Origin of the sequence: Nocardiopsis oceanisediminis (assembly GCF_048595525.1) — a bacterium.
Taxonomy (GTDB): domain Bacteria; phylum Actinomycetota; class Actinomycetes; order Streptosporangiales; family Streptosporangiaceae; genus Nocardiopsis_A; species Nocardiopsis_A oceanisediminis.
Genome location: NZ_JAFMZJ010000001.1, coordinates 56,632 through 72,865 on the forward strand (window position 1 = coordinate 56,632; position 16,234 = coordinate 72,865).

At 72.8% G+C, this 16,234-nt stretch carries 30 protein-coding genes; 3 read left to right on the top strand and 27 right to left on the bottom strand.

Going from position 1 to position 16,234, the window contains the following annotated elements; translation table 11 throughout:
* Window positions 1–51 precede the first annotated feature (51 nt).
* The 26 genes from J0910_RS00450 to J0910_RS00575 all read right to left on the bottom strand — a co-directional run bounded on the left by J0910_RS00450 (window position 52) and on the right by J0910_RS00575 (window position 11,802).
* The gene (locus J0910_RS00450; RefSeq protein ID WP_420156471.1) at window positions 52–765 is read right to left on the bottom strand and encodes a hypothetical protein; all 714 of its coding nucleotides are present in this window, start codon (window positions 763–765) and stop codon (window positions 52–54) included.
* Window positions 766–850: 85 nt separating this feature from the next.
* A complete protein-coding gene (locus J0910_RS00455) occupies window positions 851–1,261 on the bottom strand; it encodes a hypothetical protein (RefSeq protein WP_420156472.1) in 411 nt (136 codons plus the stop codon).
* Complete coding sequence (locus J0910_RS00460) at window positions 1,258–1,413, bottom strand: hypothetical protein (protein WP_420156473.1); 156 nt, start codon at window positions 1,411–1,413, stop codon at window positions 1,258–1,260. The genes J0910_RS00455 and J0910_RS00460 overlap by 4 nt, the downstream gene beginning before the upstream one ends.
* A complete protein-coding gene (locus J0910_RS00465) occupies window positions 1,413–1,574 on the bottom strand; it encodes a hypothetical protein (RefSeq protein WP_420156474.1) in 162 nt (53 codons plus the stop codon). The genes J0910_RS00460 and J0910_RS00465 overlap by 1 nt, the downstream gene beginning before the upstream one ends.
* Window positions 1,561–1,887 carry a hypothetical protein gene (locus tag J0910_RS00470; RefSeq protein ID WP_420156475.1) on the bottom strand — a complete coding sequence of 109 codons (327 nt, stop codon included), beginning with the start codon at window positions 1,885–1,887 and terminating at the stop codon, window positions 1,561–1,563. Before J0910_RS00470 ends, J0910_RS00465 begins: the two co-directional genes overlap by 14 nt.
* Window positions 1,884–2,429: a DUF6248 family natural product biosynthesis protein gene (locus J0910_RS00475; protein ID WP_420156476.1), complete on the bottom strand. Its 546-nt coding sequence runs from the start codon at window positions 2,427–2,429 to the stop codon at window positions 1,884–1,886. The genes J0910_RS00470 and J0910_RS00475 overlap by 4 nt, the downstream gene beginning before the upstream one ends.
* Entirely contained in the window at window positions 2,426–2,725 is a 300-nt protein-coding gene (locus J0910_RS00480) for a hypothetical protein (RefSeq protein WP_420156477.1), read from the bottom strand. The genes J0910_RS00475 and J0910_RS00480 overlap by 4 nt, the downstream gene beginning before the upstream one ends.
* Window positions 2,722–3,024, bottom strand: coding sequence for a hypothetical protein (locus tag J0910_RS00485; RefSeq protein ID WP_420156478.1), 303 nt, complete (start codon window positions 3,022–3,024; stop codon window positions 2,722–2,724). The genes J0910_RS00480 and J0910_RS00485 overlap by 4 nt, the downstream gene beginning before the upstream one ends.
* Before the next feature lie 327 nt (window positions 3,025–3,351).
* The gene (locus J0910_RS00490; protein ID WP_420156479.1) at window positions 3,352–3,636 is read right to left on the bottom strand and encodes a hypothetical protein; all 285 of its coding nucleotides are present in this window, start codon (window positions 3,634–3,636) and stop codon (window positions 3,352–3,354) included.
* The gene (locus tag J0910_RS00495) at window positions 3,633–4,214 is read right to left on the bottom strand and encodes a hypothetical protein (RefSeq protein ID WP_420156480.1); all 582 of its coding nucleotides are present in this window, start codon (window positions 4,212–4,214) and stop codon (window positions 3,633–3,635) included. Before J0910_RS00495 ends, J0910_RS00490 begins: the two co-directional genes overlap by 4 nt.
* Entirely contained in the window at window positions 4,202–4,516 is a 315-nt protein-coding gene (locus J0910_RS00500) for a hypothetical protein (protein ID WP_420156481.1), read from the bottom strand. The genes J0910_RS00495 and J0910_RS00500 overlap by 13 nt, the downstream gene beginning before the upstream one ends.
* Window positions 4,517–5,280: 764 nt before the next feature.
* On the bottom strand, window positions 5,281–5,793 hold the full coding sequence (locus J0910_RS00505; RefSeq protein ID WP_420156482.1) for a hypothetical protein: 513 nt from the start codon (window positions 5,791–5,793) through the stop codon (window positions 5,281–5,283).
* Window positions 5,790–6,005, bottom strand: a complete 216-nt coding sequence (locus J0910_RS00510; RefSeq protein ID WP_420156483.1) for a helix-turn-helix domain-containing protein — start codon at window positions 6,003–6,005, stop codon at window positions 5,790–5,792. The genes J0910_RS00505 and J0910_RS00510 overlap by 4 nt, the downstream gene beginning before the upstream one ends.
* Window positions 6,005–6,601 carry a hypothetical protein gene (locus J0910_RS00515; RefSeq protein WP_420156484.1) on the bottom strand — a complete coding sequence of 199 codons (597 nt, stop codon included), beginning with the start codon at window positions 6,599–6,601 and terminating at the stop codon, window positions 6,005–6,007. The genes J0910_RS00510 and J0910_RS00515 overlap by 1 nt, the downstream gene beginning before the upstream one ends.
* Window positions 6,598–7,137, bottom strand: coding sequence for a hypothetical protein (locus tag J0910_RS00520; protein WP_420156485.1), 540 nt, complete (start codon window positions 7,135–7,137; stop codon window positions 6,598–6,600). Before J0910_RS00520 ends, J0910_RS00515 begins: the two co-directional genes overlap by 4 nt.
* Window positions 7,137–7,394: a hypothetical protein gene (locus J0910_RS00525; RefSeq protein ID WP_420156486.1), complete on the bottom strand. Its 258-nt coding sequence runs from the start codon at window positions 7,392–7,394 to the stop codon at window positions 7,137–7,139. Before J0910_RS00525 ends, J0910_RS00520 begins: the two co-directional genes overlap by 1 nt.
* A complete protein-coding gene (locus tag J0910_RS00530) occupies window positions 7,391–8,110 on the bottom strand; it encodes a hypothetical protein (RefSeq protein WP_420156487.1) in 720 nt (239 codons plus the stop codon). Before J0910_RS00530 ends, J0910_RS00525 begins: the two co-directional genes overlap by 4 nt.
* A 148-nt stretch (window positions 8,111–8,258) precedes the next feature.
* Complete coding sequence (locus J0910_RS00535) at window positions 8,259–8,507, bottom strand: hypothetical protein (RefSeq protein WP_420156488.1); 249 nt, start codon at window positions 8,505–8,507, stop codon at window positions 8,259–8,261.
* Window position 8,508: 1 nt separating this feature from the next.
* A complete protein-coding gene (locus J0910_RS00540) occupies window positions 8,509–8,718 on the bottom strand; it encodes a hypothetical protein (RefSeq protein WP_420156489.1) in 210 nt (69 codons plus the stop codon).
* Window positions 8,715–9,350, bottom strand: a complete 636-nt coding sequence (locus tag J0910_RS00545) for a hypothetical protein (protein WP_420156490.1) — start codon at window positions 9,348–9,350, stop codon at window positions 8,715–8,717. The genes J0910_RS00540 and J0910_RS00545 overlap by 4 nt, the downstream gene beginning before the upstream one ends.
* Before the next feature lie 5 nt (window positions 9,351–9,355).
* A complete protein-coding gene (locus J0910_RS00550; protein ID WP_420156491.1) occupies window positions 9,356–10,078 on the bottom strand; it encodes a Rad52/Rad22 family DNA repair protein in 723 nt (240 codons plus the stop codon).
* Window positions 10,079–10,281: 203 nt separating this feature from the next.
* A complete protein-coding gene (locus J0910_RS00555; protein ID WP_420156492.1) occupies window positions 10,282–10,449 on the bottom strand; it encodes a hypothetical protein in 168 nt (55 codons plus the stop codon).
* Window positions 10,446–10,958 (bottom strand): hypothetical protein, encoded by a 513-nt coding sequence (locus J0910_RS00560; protein ID WP_420156493.1) that lies wholly within the window; start codon window positions 10,956–10,958, stop codon window positions 10,446–10,448. Before J0910_RS00560 ends, J0910_RS00555 begins: the two co-directional genes overlap by 4 nt.
* Window positions 10,958–11,191, bottom strand: coding sequence for a BldC family transcriptional regulator (locus tag J0910_RS00565; protein WP_420156494.1), 234 nt, complete (start codon window positions 11,189–11,191; stop codon window positions 10,958–10,960). Before J0910_RS00565 ends, J0910_RS00560 begins: the two co-directional genes overlap by 1 nt.
* 63 nt (window positions 11,192–11,254) lie before the next feature.
* Window positions 11,255–11,539, bottom strand: coding sequence for a helix-turn-helix domain-containing protein (locus J0910_RS00570; RefSeq protein ID WP_420156495.1), 285 nt, complete (start codon window positions 11,537–11,539; stop codon window positions 11,255–11,257).
* Window positions 11,539–11,802, bottom strand: a complete 264-nt coding sequence (locus J0910_RS00575; protein ID WP_420156496.1) for a helix-turn-helix domain-containing protein — start codon at window positions 11,800–11,802, stop codon at window positions 11,539–11,541. Before J0910_RS00575 ends, J0910_RS00570 begins: the two co-directional genes overlap by 1 nt.
* A gap of 167 nt (window positions 11,803–11,969) precedes the next feature.
* Here J0910_RS00575 and J0910_RS00580 point away from each other — a divergent pair, with 167 nt between their 5' ends.
* From J0910_RS00580 to J0910_RS00590, 3 genes are all read left to right on the top strand, one after another.
* Complete coding sequence (locus J0910_RS00580) at window positions 11,970–12,401, top strand: helix-turn-helix domain-containing protein (RefSeq protein ID WP_420156497.1); 432 nt, start codon at window positions 11,970–11,972, stop codon at window positions 12,399–12,401.
* Window positions 12,402–12,485: 84 nt separating this feature from the next.
* Window positions 12,486–13,352 carry a hypothetical protein gene (locus J0910_RS00585; protein WP_420156498.1) on the top strand — a complete coding sequence of 289 codons (867 nt, stop codon included), beginning with the start codon at window positions 12,486–12,488 and terminating at the stop codon, window positions 13,350–13,352.
* Window positions 13,353–13,414: 62 nt separating this feature from the next.
* On the top strand, window positions 13,415–15,187 hold the full coding sequence (locus J0910_RS00590; RefSeq protein WP_420156499.1) for a hypothetical protein: 1,773 nt from the start codon (window positions 13,415–13,417) through the stop codon (window positions 15,185–15,187).
* Here the strand turns inward: J0910_RS00590 and J0910_RS00595 are convergent.
* Window positions 15,147–16,220, bottom strand: coding sequence for a ribonucleotide-diphosphate reductase subunit beta (locus tag J0910_RS00595; RefSeq protein ID WP_420156546.1), 1,074 nt, complete (start codon window positions 16,218–16,220; stop codon window positions 15,147–15,149). The genes J0910_RS00590 and J0910_RS00595 overlap by 41 nt on opposite strands.
* Window positions 16,221–16,234: the final 14 nt, after the last annotated feature.

Consider the following 16,234-nt stretch of genomic DNA (forward strand, 5'->3'; position numbering starts at 1 on the left):
GTCGCCTCGTAGAAGCAGGCGCCCGACCCACCGCGGACGATAGCTGCTGCATCATGAGGCCGTCTTCCTCGCCTGCTGGACGGCGTGTGCGTCGTATTCGTCGACAGTCATGACCCGGTTGCAGTCGGGGTTCTCGCAGCGCACCAGATCCCGGTCGTCCTCGAAGATCAGGGTGCGGCGGTCGCAGCGCGGACAGGGTGCCGGCTTTCGGCGGCCGGGCGGGCGGGCCTTGGCGGCGGCCTGGAGGCGACGCTGCCACCACAGCACGGACAGGCCGAAGGCGGGGCTACCGGGGTGGGCGAGGATGTCGGTCAGGTGGTGGCAGAGCCAGGCGATCACGGTGGTCAGGGCGGAGGCGCCGCGGCCGCGGGCTGGCCGCGGCCCGTAGCCGCAGACCTCGCGCCAGTCGGTTTCGACTTTGCTCAGGTCGCCGTACAGCTCATCGAGCAGGTCGGCGGCCGGGGACGGCGATGGGGCGGTCTTCGTCGAGCGGATGCGCCCGGTGTCGTCGGTGTAGCCGCGGTGCCCGTCGGAGGCGGCGGCGAGGAGCGCGGCGAGGTTGTCCAGGTCGGCGAGCGCGGCCCGTACGGCGCCGGCGCAGCGGCGGCACCACACGGGTTCGCCGGGGACCGGGGTGAGGTCGGGCGGGTCGGGTGCCTCTCCGCGGGTGTGGGGGTCGGCGGCGGCCCATTCGTCGATGGCGTCGGCGTGGGCGTCGCGGGCAGCCCGCCAGTGCCGGTTGCAGGGCCCTGGGCAGTCGGTCATGTAGTACCTCCGTTTTCAGGTAGTCCTTCGCACCGGGCCTCCACGGCGGCTGCGGTAAGCACCGCGAGGGCGATGGGCAGTCCCGTCACGGCCGCCTCCCGCACCGTTTCGGGGCGCGGGCCACGCTCAGGCGGCGCGGGTGGGGGCCGGGGCGGTGCCGTGCCCGCGGTGTCCGTTCGGGGCGGGGCACGAAGGCCCGCCACGCCTTGGGGTCGGGTTCCTGGCGGGGCGGGCGCGGCGGCACCAGGACGAGTTCCGCGCGGCGCCGGTCGTGTGCGGCGGCGAGGTGCCGGGCTGCTTCCAGGTAGGCGCCCCGGACCTGCTGGTAGGCGTCCCGGATCTGCTGCAGGGCCGGGGTGATGGCGGGCCGCACGCCCGCCCCCTCGGCGTCCGCGGAGGGCCCGCCCGGGACGGGTGTCCACCGCATGGCGTCGGCGGAGGTCTCCCGGTCGGCGGCGGCGCGGCCGATCTGGGCGAGGAGGGTGCTGGTGTTCACCGGCCGTCCTCCTGGGGCGGGCGCGGGCCGCCGGACATGACGCCGGCGAGGAGGTAGAGGGCCTCCCAGCGGGTGAACCCGGCGGCCCGCAGCTCGGTGTAGAACTCGTGCAGGCGCACGCAGTCACCGCGGAGCTGGCTGAAGCTGTCCATTACGTGTCCTCCGGTTCGAGGTCGTCGTCTCGGAGCGGGAGCCCGCTGGGGTCTATGCGGTCGACGTCGGCGGCCCGCCAGATCATGGCGTTGGTGCGGTGCTCCCACCCGGCTTCCATGCCGGCATTCAGCCAGCGGACGGTCTGCTCAGGTGTCGGCACGGCCGGGGTCCTTCCTGCGCCGCCAGGCGCCCCACCAGGCCAGGGGTGCGGGCGGTTTGGCCGGCGGTGCGCTGCCGGGAACCGGCACGTCGGGGTCGGGGCCGGTTTCACGGGCGAGGGAGGCGTACCTCCAGACGGGGTTGGCGTAGCCGTAGCGGTCGGCCACCTCGCCGGTGGTCATCGGTTCGGAGACCGGGGCCAGCTCAACGAGGCGGAGTTCGCCACGGCGGCGCACGACCTGGAGAACGTGCGGGGCGCGTTCGCCGGGGGCGACGTAAAGCTCGCCTTCGTACAGGTCGGGTTCGTGGCTCATGAGGCCTCCAGTTCGAAGAGCGGATCCATGTCGGGGCGGGCGGGCGGCCGCCGGGGGCGCACGGCGTCGGCGGGCGCGGCCTTCCGCTTCCAGGGCGGCGGGGGCGCCGGGCCGGTCTTGGGGCAGGGGCACCGGCACACCCATGCGCAAGGCCGCCCATCAGGGCGACGGATCACCTGAGCCAGGGCGCGGCCATCGAAGGCGAGCAGGTGGTCGGTGTTGTCGCAGACGTCGGGGCGCCCCTGCTGGCGGTGGACGCAGATGTCACACCGGTCAGAGAGGCAGTTCCAGCAGGTGCCCTTCTCGCAGTAGGACCACCGCCAGAACCCCCATGGGTAGCCGCGCTCGACGAACCGGTGGTGCGGCGAGAACACGTGCTCGCGCACCCACGCTCCCTCGTCTTCGGACATGGGCGAGAGGTTGGGCACCGGGTCGACGATCCCGAGCAGCAGGCACTTGTGGAGGGTGAGCAGGTCAATGCCGCAGACGACCTCCAGCTCCTTCTCGGTGAGCACGCGCTGCGGGCGTGCGGGCGCGGTCACCGGATCCCCGCCTTGCGCATGCGGCGGCGGAGGCGGCGGAGGCTGCGCAGCGCCGTCCGCCTGGTCCATCCGCGCCCGCACAGTGTTAGCCCTTCCGGCCACGGGTCGGGCTCGGCGAGGTAGCCGTTGAACGACTGGCGTAACGCGCGCCACCGCCGCTCCCGCACACATCTGGCCAGGTAGCGCCCCTCTGAGGCGAGGTGGTGCCGGGCCACATCCCAGCGCCCGCCGCGCACCCCGCGCACGGCCTTGTGGACGGCGGCGAGCACCCCGACGAGGTACACGTCGATCTTCATCGGGTGCCGCCTCCCGTCCAGGCCAGGGCTTCCTTGTCGAAGCCTTCAGGGGCTGCTTGGGTGGCGGGGTCGAAGGTGTGCGCGGCCCGGACGGTGCGCTGGAAGACGTCCCAGGTGCGGCCGAAGTAGCACCAGCCGCCTTCGAGGAGCATCGGGTGAGCCCGGTAAGAGATGGTGAGGCGCCAGTTGAAGATCATCTCCATCACCTCGATGCGCATCGGGCCGATGTCGCGAACGCGCCAGACGAGGGGGACGGCGGTGGAGGTCACGGTGAGCGGGTTTCCGTCAGCGCCGGGCACGGTCAGGGTGTCGTCTTCGTCAAGCTGGTGTCGCAGCTCGAAGCGCAGCCGGGGCGAACACCGGTCGTCTAAGGCGGTCATGGTGTCCTCGCCTTCACAGGTCCGGGATAGGTGGTGAGCATCCGGACACCCTCCAGGCCATCGCATGGTCTACTCCTTCTCCAGGCAGATGCACATCGGTCATGGGGCGCCCGGCCAGGCCGAGGCCGATGAGGTCGGTGATGGCGTCGTCGCCGGTGTGCGGGCGCGCCGGGTAGATCCGGGTGTGTCGGGGGCGCGCACCGCCCCTGCGCGGGGCGGTCGGCGTATCCGGGGGTGGTTCGTGCATCAGCTCTCCTCGTTGTCGTGGCCGCTTGGGCGGAGGCGGGCGCGGATCCCGGCGGCGTAGGCGCGGGCGGTTTGCGGGTCGGCCGGCTGGTGGCCGGGGCGCGGCTGCCAGGTGGTGGTGCGGGCCGCGGTGGGCCGCCATCCGAATCCGGCCAGTTCGGTGAGGACGGCGGCCGCCCACACCTCCGGGTCGGGCCGGTCATCTGTGGCCTGCTCGTCTCGTTCGACCAGGCGGCGGGCGATGAGCGCCACCCCGTCGCGGTGGGCCTGCTCGCGGGCGGTCACGCGGCGCTCCCGGAGGTGGCCGGGCCGCACACCGGGCACGGCACCCGCTCCAGGCCGCCCTCGGAGGTGAGGCGGGTGCGGGTCCGGGTGGTGTCGTTGCAGCGGCCGCACCAAGGGGTGGCCGACGCCAGCGGAGCGGGTTCGACCACCGGCCCCGGCGGTGCTGGGGCGGCGTGTGCGGCGCGGGCCGCGGTGTAGTCCTTGGTGGGCGGGGCCGGGGTCCGGTCTCCTGCGGTGAGGGCGCGGGGGAGGCTGCGGCCATCCGCCAGCGCCCGCAGGTGCTCACGCAGCCGGGGCCCGTAGTCCGCGGCGTCGGGGTCGGCCGGCGGCAGGGCGAGGTCGGCGTTGGCCAGCCGGTCGGCGCGCATCCGCTTCACCCGGGCCCGCAGGTGCGCAGGCTTGAGCCATTCGGTCGACTCGGCGTAGTGGTCGACGACGGCTCGCATCGCGTCGTCGTAGCCGAGGTCGCCGATCGCCTCCATCCAGGCGGCGAGCACGATGGGGTCCGGGCGGCGGCCGTCGAAGGCCGCGGCGCGGGCCAGCACCGCGCCCATCTGCTGTTCGGTCATGCGTGCCATGGGCCGTCCTCCTGGTGGCCGGTCGTGATCTCGCGGGCGGCCGCGGGCGGGGCGGCCGGTTCAGGGTCGCCGAGCGCGAGCCATCCGGCGACACGCTCGGAGGTGGTGGAGCGGGGCGGCGGGGTGCGGCCGCCGGTGGGGGCTCCGCGGTCGTTGTGGGCGCGGCGCATCCAGTTGCGCCAGGTCGCGGGCCAGTCGACCTTGCGCCCGGCCGCGCCCGGCTTGGATTTCCAGTAGTCCAGGAACGCTTCGTGGTCGGCGTCGCCACACGACGGCGCCTTCTCGCGGGCCCAACGCCGCATGTCCTCGGTGACGGGGAAACGCTCGGGGATCCGGGTGCCCTGGTCAGTCCTCTTCGGCTTGCCGTTCGTCGCGCCGGACGCGCCAGCGTCGGCGCTCCCCCCTGCACCCCCAGCAGACGTAGAGGGGTCCTGCTCACCTGAACCATTCAGGGCCGGGTCGGGTCGGGCCGGGGGATTCGGGGCCGAATCGGTCCCCCCATCGGGTACCCGATCGCTTCCTGATTCGGTATCCGATGAGTGTTTCTGCTGGCAGTAGAGGCATGCGGGGTCCGTGACACCTCTGGCTTCGTGCCACCTGCGGTGGTTGCCGATCGCTCCCCCCGATGACTGCCGATCGCGTGCGGCGATCGCCTCCGATCGGGTGGGGTTGTAGTCAGCGAAGTCGTGGAACCGGTATCCGCCCTTCGCCCGCCTCCACAGCCCTGTGGACACCAGCTCCTTCGCCAGCGGCCCGGAGTCTGGGATCAGCCGCGGCAAGGCGTGGTCTGGCACGAACCCTTCGGTGAGGTTCGCGCTCGACCACGCCCCAGCGACGACCCACAGCCCCAGGGCGGCGGCCGATGTCGCCAGCACCTTCGGGTGGGAGTGGAACGAGTCATCTACCTTGAACCACGTCATCAGGCATGGGCCCTTTCGTAGCGGGCCTTGCTGCGCTTCCGTTCAGCGATCAAGCACAGTTCGCAGGGCACCTGAGGCGCCTCCCTTATCTCGGGTTGGTCCGCGCCCGCCGCGGGCTCGGTGGCTCGCCACGGCGGGCGCGGGGTCTATAGGTCGCCGTCGTCGGCGCGGCCGCCGGTGAGGGCAGCGGTCAGTCCGTCGGCGACGGTGTGCAGCTCGTGGCGGATCTCGGAGAGCGTGAGGTCGTCGGCGGCCACGACCCGCCGGGCGTAGGCGGCCCAGTGCCGCAGCGCCGCGGTGAGGCGCGCGGTCTCGATCTGAGTGAGCAGGCCGGCGGTGAGGTTCAGCGTGTGGTCGTCCAGCTCCAGCTCTCCGTCTTCGGTGAGCGTCCCGGCGGCGGTGCGCTGCAGGTACAGGACCCGCATCGCTTCGCGGACGGCGCCTTCCTGGTCGGGGCCGGGCACCTCCAGGTGGGTGATCTTGCACTTGACCCACGCGGAGGCGTCGGAGTCGGCGGCCGGGACGTTCTTGTCGTCGTGCTTCAGCTCGGCGATGGCGAGCATCCGCATCCCGGAGCGGGCGTACAGCCGGGGGACGTGGGGCTCCAGTGCGGCTTCCGCGGCGGCGCCGAGCTTGGAGGCGATCTTGACGGTGGTCACCGGGCGCCTCCCTCGCGGGTGAGGGTCAGGCGGTAGCCCAGCGCCGCGGCGTAGTCGGTGGCGGCGTCCACGTTCGGTGTGGTGTCACCGGCCTCCCACTTGCTGAGGCTCCCGGGGGCGTAGCCGAGCCGGTAGGCCATCTCCTTGAGGGACATGCCGGCGTCGCGCCGGGCTCGGGCCAGCTCGGCGATCAGCGGATGCGGGACGGGCATCAGGAGGCCTCCTTGGTCATGGCGGTGTGCGGGACTGCGGCGGGGTCGTCGATGCTGTCGTCGTCCCATGCCAGCGGTGGCGCCCAGTTGCGGCGGGCGGCCTTGCCGCGGGTGACGGCCGCGCCGGGAGTGGCCAGGGGCCGCCGCATGGACAGCTGGTCGTAGGCCGCGACGATGGCGCGGTGGGTGGGGGCCTGGACGTGGCGGTGCCCGCCCCGGCGGATCTCGGCGATGGTGCTGGAGGCCAGGCCCGTGTGCGCGGCGGCGTCTTGGATGGTCCATCCGAGGGCGGCCAGGGCCTGCAGGCGGCGCGTCGCCCCGATGGCGGGCAGGTAGCCGGCTGACGCCGACCAGGGGTCGGCGGCCAGGATGGCGTCGGCGACGAACGCCTTGACCTGCCGGGCCTTAGGCGACATCAGGTGCTGCACGGTCTCGTCGGCGAGACCGGCGGCGGTTGCGATGGATCGGCGGGTGTGCCCGGCGGCTTCCAGGGCTCGGACGCGGGCGCGGACCTGCTCCAGGTCGCCCCATGGGCTCCAGCGGCCTTCGGCGATCCGGCGGCGCCGGTGCCGGGAGTAGACGGTCTTGGGGTTCATCGCTTGCCCCCTGTCGGCCAGTGGATCTTGTCCAGGACCGCCCGGTGGGCCTGCGGGAGCGCGACGGCGGGGTGGCCGAGGGCGTCCAGGCCCATGAGGCGCAGCCACGTGGCGTCGACCTGGTTGTCGTCACGGATGTCGGCGCCGGTGCGCTGGAAGAGCGCCATGCGCAGGTCGGGTTTGGGGGCGTTTCCGCGGCCGGTGGCGTACTTCTTAAGGCTGCTCGGCGGCACCAGGGCGTAGGGCACCCCGGCCTCGATGAGCATGGTGCGGACGACGCCGTGGACCATCCCGAGGACGGCGGTGGAGGCGGCCCGGACGGGCGGCACGTCTTCGAGGACCGCCAGGTCCACCCACCAGTTCGTGCCACGCGTCCCCTTGGGGCATCCGCCGGCGGCGAGCCGGACGGCGTCCCGGATCTCGCCGAGCCGGGCGTCCCCCTCCAGGTCGGGGGTGACGGTGTAGGTGCGGCCGTCCTTCCATGCGACCCCGGTCCCGGTCACCGATAGGTCGAGGCCGAGCACGCGCGGCGCCATCACCGTTCTCCTTCCGGCTCGTCCGCGGGCGGCGCCCATCCGAGCTGCAGCAGCGCCTCCCGGGTGGCCGGTGGCACGGTGACCTCCGCGTCCTCGATGTCGAGGTCGGTCCGCACAAGCATCAGTTCGAGTACGACCTGGGTCGGCTCGCCGGGCCGGGTTCGGATGTCCGCTCCGGTCGTCGCGGCGGCCACGTCCTGGCCGTCGATCCGGACGGTTCCGCGCCCGGCGCCGGGGAGGGTCATGGAGAACTTCATCGGGCCTGCTCCTTGCGGGTGCGCTGGGCGTCGCGGACGGCGCGCCGGCAGTCGGCGCAGGTCTGCTCGCCGCGGTAGAGGTGCTGGCGGTAGCCGCGCTCGGTGCCATGGGCGATGGGCTTGCGGCGGCGCGTCGAGGCGTATCCGTCGGCCTTCTGCGGCTTGGCGCGGTTGGCTTCGCGGCAGGGCCCGCAGGGGTCTTCGCGGCGCCGGAGGTGGCGCTGGTACCCGGCGTAGGTGCCGCACTCCACCGCGGTCTTCTGCTTCGCCGCCTTGGGCGGGGCCGCGGCGACCGGGGCGGGGCGCAGCGACGCCGGGACCGGGGGCCGCGCCGGGGCCGCCTCGGGCGGGGGCGTCGGGCCGGGGCGGGTAGGCGGCGGGACCGGCCCTCCGGCCGCGGCCCCGGTGACCCCGAGCATGTCCATCACCTCGCGGGCGGCAGCGGCATCGGAGGCGTGGCGCGGGTCGATGCACACGGGGTGGCGGGGGCTGCCGGGCTGGCACGGGCGGGCGCACCCGCACGCGGCGGCGCAGTCGTGGCGGTTGGCCAGGCGGCGCACCATCACTGCGGCTCCGGCCCGTTCCCGGTCGGCGATGGCGAGGGACCGGTCGTCGTCGTAGGTGTGCAGGAGGTGCTGGACGCGGGTCTCGGTGTCGTCCCGCTCTTTTGGTGACGGCCGCGCGGTGGCTCGGCGGATCTGAGATTCGAGGGCCATACCCCCTCCTCGGTGGTGTGGTCGGCGATGTAGGCGACCCGCGCCAGCTCGGCGGTGGTCGGAGAAGGAGGCGGCGGCGGGACCGGCCGAAGCCGTTCGGCCTCCAGGGCCCGCAGGCGGGCATCCAGCTCGTCGGGTTCCTCAGTGCTCACCGGGCCCACCCCGCTCGGATCGCCAGCTGCATGAGGCGGCGGGCGGCGGGATCCCCCTCTGCGACCACGGCGAGCATCAGCGCGTCGAAGTCGTCCTGGCCCTCGGGGTCGATGTCGGCGATGTGCTCGGGGTGGCCGGGGGTGTCCTCGATCAGGCGGGTGCCCAGCCAGGCGCGGCGGGCGCGGGCCGCGCGGCCGCGGAGTGCGATCTCGGCGTCGGCGACGAGGCGGTGCAGGGAGCGCATCTCACCAGGCCTCCTCCGCCGGGGTGCGGGCGGCGCCGCAGTGGCCGCACTCGCGGGAGAGGCGGGTGTTGACGGCGCGCAGCTGGCGGATGTGCCGCCACAGGCCCATGACCTCCAGGTCGCGAGCATCGGCCCGCCGGGCGGCGACGTACCAGGAGGCCCACGCTCCGGCCGCTGCTCCGGCGGCCGCGGCGGCGAGGATGGGGATCATGATGCGCCTCCTTGGGGGAAGGGCCCGGCCGGGGCGGACTCGGGCTCGGCGGGTTCCAGCTCGGCGGGCACCAGCGAGGCGCCGACCTCGGCGAGGGCGCCGGCGTGCCAGGCGTCCAGGACGGCCTGTTCGGCGTCGGCGGCACGGGTGTAGGAGAAGCGGCCCGAGGGGGCGGTGGTAGTGACCTCGGCGAGGGCGACCACTTCGCCCGTGCGGGGGTCGACGACGGTGCCGTCGGCGCTGAGCTGCTTGTCCAGGGCGGCGCGGTAGGCCGGGCGGACGGTGCGGCGCACCAGGTCGGGGCGGTGGGCGGCGATGAGGGCGCGCACTTCCTCGTCGTCCAGGGCGGCCGGGTCCACGGCCTCCACGACCTCGTGGGGGGCGGCGGTCTCGGCGTAGTCGACCAGGGCGGCCTCGTCCCACTCCACGATGCGCGCGCCTGCTCTGATGGAGATCGTTCCGGCGCTGGCACCGCCGGGCAGCAGCACGTCCAGCGACTTCACGCCGAGCTGGGCGCGGAGCCGGGCGAACTCCGGTTCGGCGTCCCGGCGCGCGGCCTCGTACTCGGAAGCGACGCGCTCGGCGAGGATCTTGAGTGCGGCCACGCGGGCCGCTGCGGTGAGTTCGGGCATGGTTGTCACCTCGTGTCGGGTGCTTCGGCGTCGGCGTCCTGGGCGGCCGCGGCCTTCTCCGGGGTCTCGGCGGCGATCTCAGCGAAGCGGGCCTGCAGCGCCTCGCGGACCTGGTCGGCCTCGTCGGTGGGCAGCCCTTCGGCTTCCTCGTCGGCGACGCGCGCCCACAGCCGGTTGAGCTGGTCGGTGCTGGAGGCCCCGGCCACCCGGCCCACCAACGCCTTGACGAGCGCGGCGTCGGGGTCGGTGGCGCCGGGCCCGACCCGGTCGGTGTCGGGCGCCTCAGCGCCGGGCGGCGGGTGGGCGGCCGACCACAGCACCACCGGGGACAGGTCGCCGTCCCGGTACAGCGACAGCCCGAACTGGTCGCCGAGGTTGGCGACGCACCGCTTCAGCGCTTGGGAGACGGCGGTCTTGGCGGCCTGGTCGTGGGCGGCCCCGTAGGCGGGCTGGCGGGCGGCCTCGCCCACCGCGGTGTCGTCGAAGGAGGTCAGGACCCGGCCGTCGGTGGTGCGCACGATGAGCCGCACCTGGGCCCGGTAGGCGACGGTCCACCGGAAGGTGGTGCCGTCTCGCTCCTTGGCCTCGCGGATGCAGGCCAGCTCCAGCGTCTGGTCGGCCCACCCCCCGAACCCGAAGACCCGGGTCAGGGTGCGCCTCACGTCCCACGCCTCCAAGTGGCTGTTCCCTCGGTGGACCTGCACCCGGTCGGCGGCGATACCGCGCATCAGCACCTTGAGCTGAACGTCGGTGAGGGCGTCGGGGCCCGCGTGCGCGTGGGGTGCGGCCGGGCCGGGCCCCCCTTGCCCCGGCCCGGCCGCGGGAAGGGACGCAGGCGGAGTCCTCGGCACTCCCCCCTGGGATGCCTCTCCCGCCTTGGCTCCCGCCGTGGCAGTGCGCGCGGCGGGCGGCTTTGACGTCCCGGACATGGTCAGTGCTCCTTCAGCGATTCGAGGGTGGTCGTCAGGAGGGCCAGCACCCGGGCGGTGTCATCCAGGGCGGCGTGGGTGCGCTCTCGACTCACGGGGGCCGCAACGGTGTCGTCGTCGGGCTCCGGGGCACGGCGGCGGCGCGGGCGCTGCTTGCGGATGGTCTTCATGCCGTGGCCTCCTCGATGCGCACGGTGGCGGTCAGCACCACGTCCACCCCGCCGATGCGCACAGCCACCTGCTGGAAAGCGGTGGTGGGGTCGGTCCGGCCGGTGTCTTGCACCTCGCCGTCCAGGGCGCGGGCCCACCCCGCCAAGGCCTGCTCGCAGCCATTGCGCCACAGCAGCCCGTGAACCCGGCGTGCTTCGGCGTCCACCGACCACTCCGGAGCGGGAAGCCCGGGATGGTCGGCGGCCAGCCGGGCGGCGGTGCGCAGTAGCCGGGCCTGCCGGTCAGCCACCTGCGGCTCGTATGAGGCGGCGGGGGTGCCGGTCACTGCGGCGATGAGTGCGCCGTACTCGCGGGCCGTCTCCGCGGCGGCCTCGGCCTGGCCCCAGTGCCGGTCGGCCTCGGCGTCGGCGGCGGCCGCGCGGTCGGTGCAGTCGGCAGCGCGGGAGGCAGCGCCGTCCCGGCAGTCGCGCAGGTGGTCCACGGTGCGGTCGCTGATCCCGGAGAGCATCACCGCTCACCGCCCGCCTGCTCGACGCTCAGAAGGCGCTCGAACTGGTCGGCGGGGTAGCGGCGGTGGCCTCCCAGCGTGCGGATCGCGGTGAGCTTGCCGGCCTTGGCCCACCGGGTCACCGTCTTGGGGTCCACCCGGAAGATCTGGGCGACCTCGGCAGGGGTGAGAAGGCGGTGCGCTTCGTCGCTAGAGGCGCTGGTGTCGCTGGTGGTGCGGATTACTATGGCCATGGCCCTGTCTCCTTCATGTGCGGGGCCTCGCCCCCGTCCGGGTCGCATCCGGCGGGGGCCTTGTCATGCGCGGCGGGCGCGCAGCGGACGGACCGGAGCCCGGGGGGCGGCAGCTGTGGCGGCCGCGGGGCGGCGGGGGCGGGCGGCCGCCGCGGGGCGCGGCGCAGCGGCGGGCGGGCGAAGCCGCTGCGCGACGATGGCCTCAAGGTCTTCAGGGGTCCAGGCGTAGGACCCGCCGATCAGCCTGACCGGGATCGCCCTGCGCGCGGCCTGCTTCTTCAGCCACGACGGCTTGCACTTCAGCACCTCGGCGGCCTCGTCGGCCCGGTAGACGGTGGGCGCCTCCATCACGCTGCCTCCGCCCCGCCACTGCCCCGGCGCTTCTTGCGCGGCGGGGCCTCCTCGCGTGCCTCCCGCAGCAGGGCCGGATCCACGTCCAGCGCCTGGCAGATGCGGATGTAGACCGGGGCGCTCGGCTCCTGGTGTCCCCGCTCCAAGTTGGTCAAGGTGCCGTCGGCGATGCCCACGGCGGCGGCGACCTCTCTGACGGTCAGGCCCCGCTCTTCACGGAGGCGGCGGGCGGTCGGCCCGCGGAAGCGGTAGGTCTTCATGACTCGATGATACGTAAACGTTCATGCATAGACAAGAACGAGCATGAACGTTCATCTACAATCTGAAGCTGGAAACCTGAACCGCTAGAGTGCATGCACGTTCTGCATACGGTCATGCATCCGCATAGATAGTCATGCAGGAGCATGACTCTGCGTACTATGGCGGCATGCCGACCCCACCTGAGCACGCAGAGCGACTGTTCAGACTCAGCCAGGAAGCCGCTGACGAGCAGGGCAAGACGCTGACCGACATCGCCCGCGAGGCCGACGTCTCTCCCCAGGCCGTCTACAAGTGGCGCAAGGGAAAGAGCGTGCGGGCCAAGACCGACCGGGCCATCAGCCGCGCCTTCGGATGGGAGGCCGGTTCCCGCGAGGCGATCCTGGCCGGCGGGGCCCCCACCCCCCTCCAGGGGGAACACCGGCCCCCGGCGCCGCCGCCCCGGGTCTTCGACGACTCACGCGAACAGGCGATCTGGGACCTGGAGGTACTGAGCGAGGCCGAGAGGCTTCACCTGATCACCGCGCTGCGCCAGCGCGACCAGCTCCTCGGAGAGGTCCGCGGCGACGACCAGGGCCTCGGGAGCGGCGCGGCAGGGTAACGGGCCGGAAAATACCGGCGCGTAGGCATGTAAAAAACCGCGGCCTGGGGGATCATTGCCCCACGGGGTCACAGGAGGGTAGCAATGGTGCTGCTCGTTTCTGCAGCGCTCTGCTGTGCAGTCCTGGCCGCGGTCCTCGTCTTGGCCGCCGTGCTGATGCGCACCAGGCGCCGCCTGGACGAGATGACCGAATACACCGACTACCTGACCGCCCGCATCGAGGCCCTGGAGAAGACCGCTGACGGCGCCTTCGCCGAACGCGAGCGGCGCCGTGTGGAAGCGCTCCTCCCCCCGCCCCGCGCCGAGGTCTCATGCCGGCGCGGTCACCTCGGGGTCATCCGCGGAGGCGGCGCCATCGCCGTGCTCGGCACCGCCGGCGCTTGGGTGCGCGAGACGGTGACGGGCCCGGGGGCCGCCACCGTCGCCACCATCGCCGTCACCGGCGGCGCCGTCGGGGTCCTCTACACCGAGCAGCCCCACGTAACCGAGCCTGCCCCTACCGCGCCGGCCACCTCCCAGGACCCGGCGCCGCCCCCCGCCCCGCGGGTCCCGGTCCGCCAGTCCACCCCGGCCTCGCTCCAGGCCGACGAGCGCATCGACCCCAGCCCCGCCCCTTCCTCCTCGGCTGGCGAAACCGACGCCGCCGAGATCGAGGAGGTCGGCGAAGACGAAGAGCAGGCCGCGGCGCCGCCCAGCCCCTCTTCCCGACCAAGTGAGCAGGAAGGCGAGCGCTCCCCTCAGAGAGGGGGAGCCTCCCCCGAACCCCCGGTCCGGGACGCCTCCCCCGAACCGCCGGCAGAACGCCCCTCCCGGCCGAACCCGGCCCCCGAACCTCCCGGCAGGCAGGATCCGCAGCGGTCCCAGCCCGCCGAGGAGCCCGGCCCAGGATCCCTGGCGCTGCCCAAGGGGCGCGTCCAGGTAGAGCCCTTGGCCGAGGTGTGCCTGCCCTAGGCGCGAAAGCGAACGCCCCCTCCGGATTGGAGGGGGCGCTCACCACCACCGGAAGGATACCCATGCCCTACCCCGAACAGCGATGGTCGAAGAAGGACGGCTCCTACTGGACCGTCCGCTACCTGGCCGCGGACGGGACCTGGCCCCGGGCCAGTCGCGACGAGAATGGCAACCGATGGCGCACCAAGAAGGCCGCCGAGCAGTGGGCGACCGACAAGGAGGCCCGCATCCGCATGGGCCTGGACGAGGAGTCCGCCCCCAGCGTCGCCGAGGCGGCCCGCCGCGCCCGCAAGCAGGAGGGAACCACCCTCGGCACATGGGCCAATGAGTGGTTCCCCAAGCAGGACGTCGGTATCTCCCACCAGAAGGGCCTGCGCACGACCCTGGAGAAGCACCTGCTTCCCCACCAGCCCAGCGGCTCCGGGCCGATGTGGGAGGAGACCTTGATGGACGACATCACCGAGCAGCAGGTCGTGGAGTTCAAGCGCACCAAGCGGGAGGCCGGCTACGCCGAGTCCACGATCCGGGGGTACTGCTCTACCCTCTACACCCTCTTCGCTGACGCGATGCGCGAAGGGGTCGCCACCTCCAACCCGGTCGCGACCAATTCTTCCAACCGCGGCCGGCGCAGCGGCACCGGCAAGAGGAAGGGCACCCGCGGCAAGGAGCGGGTGACCACCGATGCACTCGGCGCCCTGCTGCTGTCCGAGCGCATGGCGCTCCTGAGCGGTCGCGACGAGGAGTTCATCGCCGGAATCACGATGTACAACTCGGGACTCCGGTTCGGGGAGCTGGTCGGCCTGGAGCGGGAGTTCTGCCGCCCCGACGAAGGCACCATCCGGGTGGAGTGGCAGCTGTACGAGTCCGACGGGGACTGGTACCGGCAGGCCCCCAAGGACGACTCCTACCGGGACGTCCACATCCCTCGGTTCGTCGCCGAACTGCTGGAGCGCCAGCTGGCCGCTGTCCCGGACAAGCCGACTGCCGTGTGCGCCTGCCACCGGCCGCCGACTGTCCACCGGTTCCTCGTGGCCGCGCTCAAGCGCCAGGGGAAGTGGGACGAGGAGATGCAGGCCGCGCTCCTAGCCCACCCCAAGGAGCGCTCCCTGGAGGAACTGGGCATCGACGCCGACCTCGCCGAGCGGTTCGACGGGGACTTCATCCGCGGCAGCGCCGCACCGCCCCACCGCGGCGGGGTGTTCGTATTCACCGGCAGGGACGGTTCCCCCCACCACCGGCGCGGCTCCTACAAACCCTGGCTCATCGGGGCAGCCTCCACCGGCCGCTACCCGGGCTCCAAGACCGGGCAGGGCCACGTCCAGGAGGAGCGCCCCGTGCCGCTGCTCGCCGAGCCCTGGCCCGGCATCCCCGTCCGGGGCCGCTCCCCCCGCAAGCGGTCGGAGACCACGTGGGAGCCGATCGCCCCGGGGATCACCCCGCACGGGCTCGCCCGGCACTCCCACAAGCGGGCGATGATCGAGGGCCGTGTCCCGGAGGTTCTCCAGCACGAGCGCCTGGGGCACGAGATGGGCGGTATCGGCGCGGTCTACAGCCAGGTGACCCCCGCGATGGTCGAGGCCCTCCTGGGCCTGCTGACGGCCAACTGGACGGCGTCCCTGGAGGCGCGGGCGAAGATGCACCCGCACTCACCGGTGGCGGTCCTGGACGAACTGCTGGCGCCCTACCGGAAGCAGGGCGCCAGCGGGGAGAACTCCAAGATCATCTCCCAAATCTCTCCCAAAACGGCCCCCACCCCCCTCCGCCGACGGGGGGTGGGGGCCGTGTCTTCTCAGGTCAGTCCCAGTCCAGGCCGCCGCCGGTCTGGTACTCGATGACCCGGGTCTCGAAGAAGTTCTTCTCCTTGTTGAGGTCCATCATCTCCGACATCCACGGGAAGGGGTTCTCCGAGTTGCCGAAGATCGGGGCCAGGCCGATCTGCTCGGCGCGGCGGTCGGTGATGAAGTGCATGTACTGCTCGCACAGCTCGGCGTTGAGGCCGAGGATGCCGCGCGGCATGGTCTCCCGGCCGTAGGCGATCTCCAGCGCGCAGGCCTCGGTGAGCATGGTGCGCACCTCCTCCTGGAACTCCGGGGTCCACAGGTGGGGGTTCTCCAGCTTGATCTGGTTGATCACGTCGATGCCGAAGTTCAGGTGGATCGACTCGTCGCGCAGGATGTACTGGTACTGCTCGGCGATGCCGACCATCTTGTTCCGCCGGCCCAGCGAGAGGATCTGCGCGAAGCCGGTGTAGAACCACATGCCCTCGAAGATCACGTAGAACGCGACCAGGTCGCGGAGGAAGGCCTGGTCCGCCTCGGGGGTGCCGGTGGCGAAGTCCGGGTTCTCCAGGTTCTGCGTGTACTTCAGCGCCCAGGCGTCCTTCTCCGTGATGGAGGGGATCTCCCGGTACATGTTGAACAGCTCGCCCTCGTCCAGGCCGAGGCTCTCGCAGATGTACTGGAAGGTGTGCGTGTGCACGGCCTCCTCGAAGGCCTGGCGGAGCAGGTACTGGCGGCACTCCGGGTTGGTCAGCTGCCGGTAGACCGCGAGCACGATGTTGTTGGCGACGAGGGACTCCGCGGTGGCGAAGAAGCCCAGGTTCCGCTTGAGCATCAGCCGCTCGTCCTCGGTGAGGCCGTCGGCCGACTTCCACAGGGCGATGTCGGCCTGCATGGACACCTCGGTGGGCATCCAGTGGTTGTTGCAGCCCGCCAGGTACTTGTCCCAGGCCCAGTGGTACTTGAGCGGCAGCAGCTGGTTCACGTCCGCGCGGGCGTTGATCATCGCCTTGTCGCCGACGCTGACGCGAGCGGCGTCGCGGGCGATCTCGCCGAGTCCGGTGCTGTCCGTCTCCGGGGCCGTCGTCATGAGTGTGACCGTCG

Excerpts from the sequence above, each read along its gene's own strand:
- J0910_RS00450 (WP_420156471.1), bottom strand. The coding sequence starts at position 765 with ATGACCGACTGCCCAGGGCCCTGCAACCGGCACTGGCGGGCTGCCCGC.
- J0910_RS00460 (WP_420156473.1), bottom strand. The coding sequence starts at position 1,413 with ATGGACAGCTTCAGCCAGCTCCGCGGTGACTGCGTGCGCCTGCACGAG.
- J0910_RS00470 (WP_420156475.1), bottom strand. The coding sequence starts at position 1,887 with ATGAGCCACGAACCCGACCTGTACGAAGGCGAGCTTTACGTCGCCCCC.
- J0910_RS00480 (WP_420156477.1), bottom strand. The coding sequence starts at position 2,725 with ATGAAGATCGACGTGTACCTCGTCGGGGTGCTCGCCGCCGTCCACAAG.
- J0910_RS00495 (WP_420156480.1), bottom strand. The coding sequence starts at position 4,214 with ATGGCACGCATGACCGAACAGCAGATGGGCGCGGTGCTGGCCCGCGCC.
- J0910_RS00500 (WP_420156481.1), bottom strand. The coding sequence starts at position 4,516 with ATGCGGCGTTGGGCCCGCGAGAAGGCGCCGTCGTGTGGCGACGCCGAC.
- J0910_RS00510 (WP_420156483.1), bottom strand. The coding sequence starts at position 6,005 with ATGCCCGTCCCGCATCCGCTGATCGCCGAGCTGGCCCGAGCCCGGCGC.
- J0910_RS00515 (WP_420156484.1), bottom strand. The coding sequence starts at position 6,601 with ATGAACCCCAAGACCGTCTACTCCCGGCACCGGCGCCGCCGGATCGCC.
- J0910_RS00520 (WP_420156485.1), bottom strand. The coding sequence starts at position 7,137 with ATGGCGCCGCGCGTGCTCGGCCTCGACCTATCGGTGACCGGGACCGGG.
- J0910_RS00525 (WP_420156486.1), bottom strand. The coding sequence starts at position 7,394 with ATGAAGTTCTCCATGACCCTCCCCGGCGCCGGGCGCGGAACCGTCCGG.
- J0910_RS00530 (WP_420156487.1), bottom strand. The coding sequence starts at position 8,110 with ATGGCCCTCGAATCTCAGATCCGCCGAGCCACCGCGCGGCCGTCACCA.
- J0910_RS00535 (WP_420156488.1), bottom strand. The coding sequence starts at position 8,507 with ATGCGCTCCCTGCACCGCCTCGTCGCCGACGCCGAGATCGCACTCCGC.
- J0910_RS00540 (WP_420156489.1), bottom strand. The coding sequence starts at position 8,718 with ATGATCCCCATCCTCGCCGCCGCGGCCGCCGGAGCAGCGGCCGGAGCG.
- J0910_RS00545 (WP_420156490.1), bottom strand. The coding sequence starts at position 9,350 with ATGCCCGAACTCACCGCAGCGGCCCGCGTGGCCGCACTCAAGATCCTC.
- J0910_RS00550 (WP_420156491.1), bottom strand. The coding sequence starts at position 10,078 with ATGCGCGGTATCGCCGCCGACCGGGTGCAGGTCCACCGAGGGAACAGC.
- J0910_RS00555 (WP_420156492.1), bottom strand. The coding sequence starts at position 10,449 with ATGAAGACCATCCGCAAGCAGCGCCCGCGCCGCCGCCGTGCCCCGGAG.
- J0910_RS00560 (WP_420156493.1), bottom strand. The coding sequence starts at position 10,958 with ATGCTCTCCGGGATCAGCGACCGCACCGTGGACCACCTGCGCGACTGC.
- J0910_RS00565 (WP_420156494.1), bottom strand. The coding sequence starts at position 11,191 with ATGGCCATAGTAATCCGCACCACCAGCGACACCAGCGCCTCTAGCGAC.
- J0910_RS00570 (WP_420156495.1), bottom strand. The coding sequence starts at position 11,539 with ATGGAGGCGCCCACCGTCTACCGGGCCGACGAGGCCGCCGAGGTGCTG.
- J0910_RS00575 (WP_420156496.1), bottom strand. The coding sequence starts at position 11,802 with ATGAAGACCTACCGCTTCCGCGGGCCGACCGCCCGCCGCCTCCGTGAA.
- J0910_RS00580 (WP_420156497.1), top strand. The coding sequence starts at position 11,970 with ATGCCGACCCCACCTGAGCACGCAGAGCGACTGTTCAGACTCAGCCAG.
- J0910_RS00585 (WP_420156498.1), top strand. The coding sequence starts at position 12,486 with ATGGTGCTGCTCGTTTCTGCAGCGCTCTGCTGTGCAGTCCTGGCCGCG.
- J0910_RS00590 (WP_420156499.1), top strand. The coding sequence starts at position 13,415 with ATGCCCTACCCCGAACAGCGATGGTCGAAGAAGGACGGCTCCTACTGG.
- J0910_RS00595 (WP_420156546.1), bottom strand. The coding sequence starts at position 16,220 with ATGACGACGGCCCCGGAGACGGACAGCACCGGACTCGGCGAGATCGCC.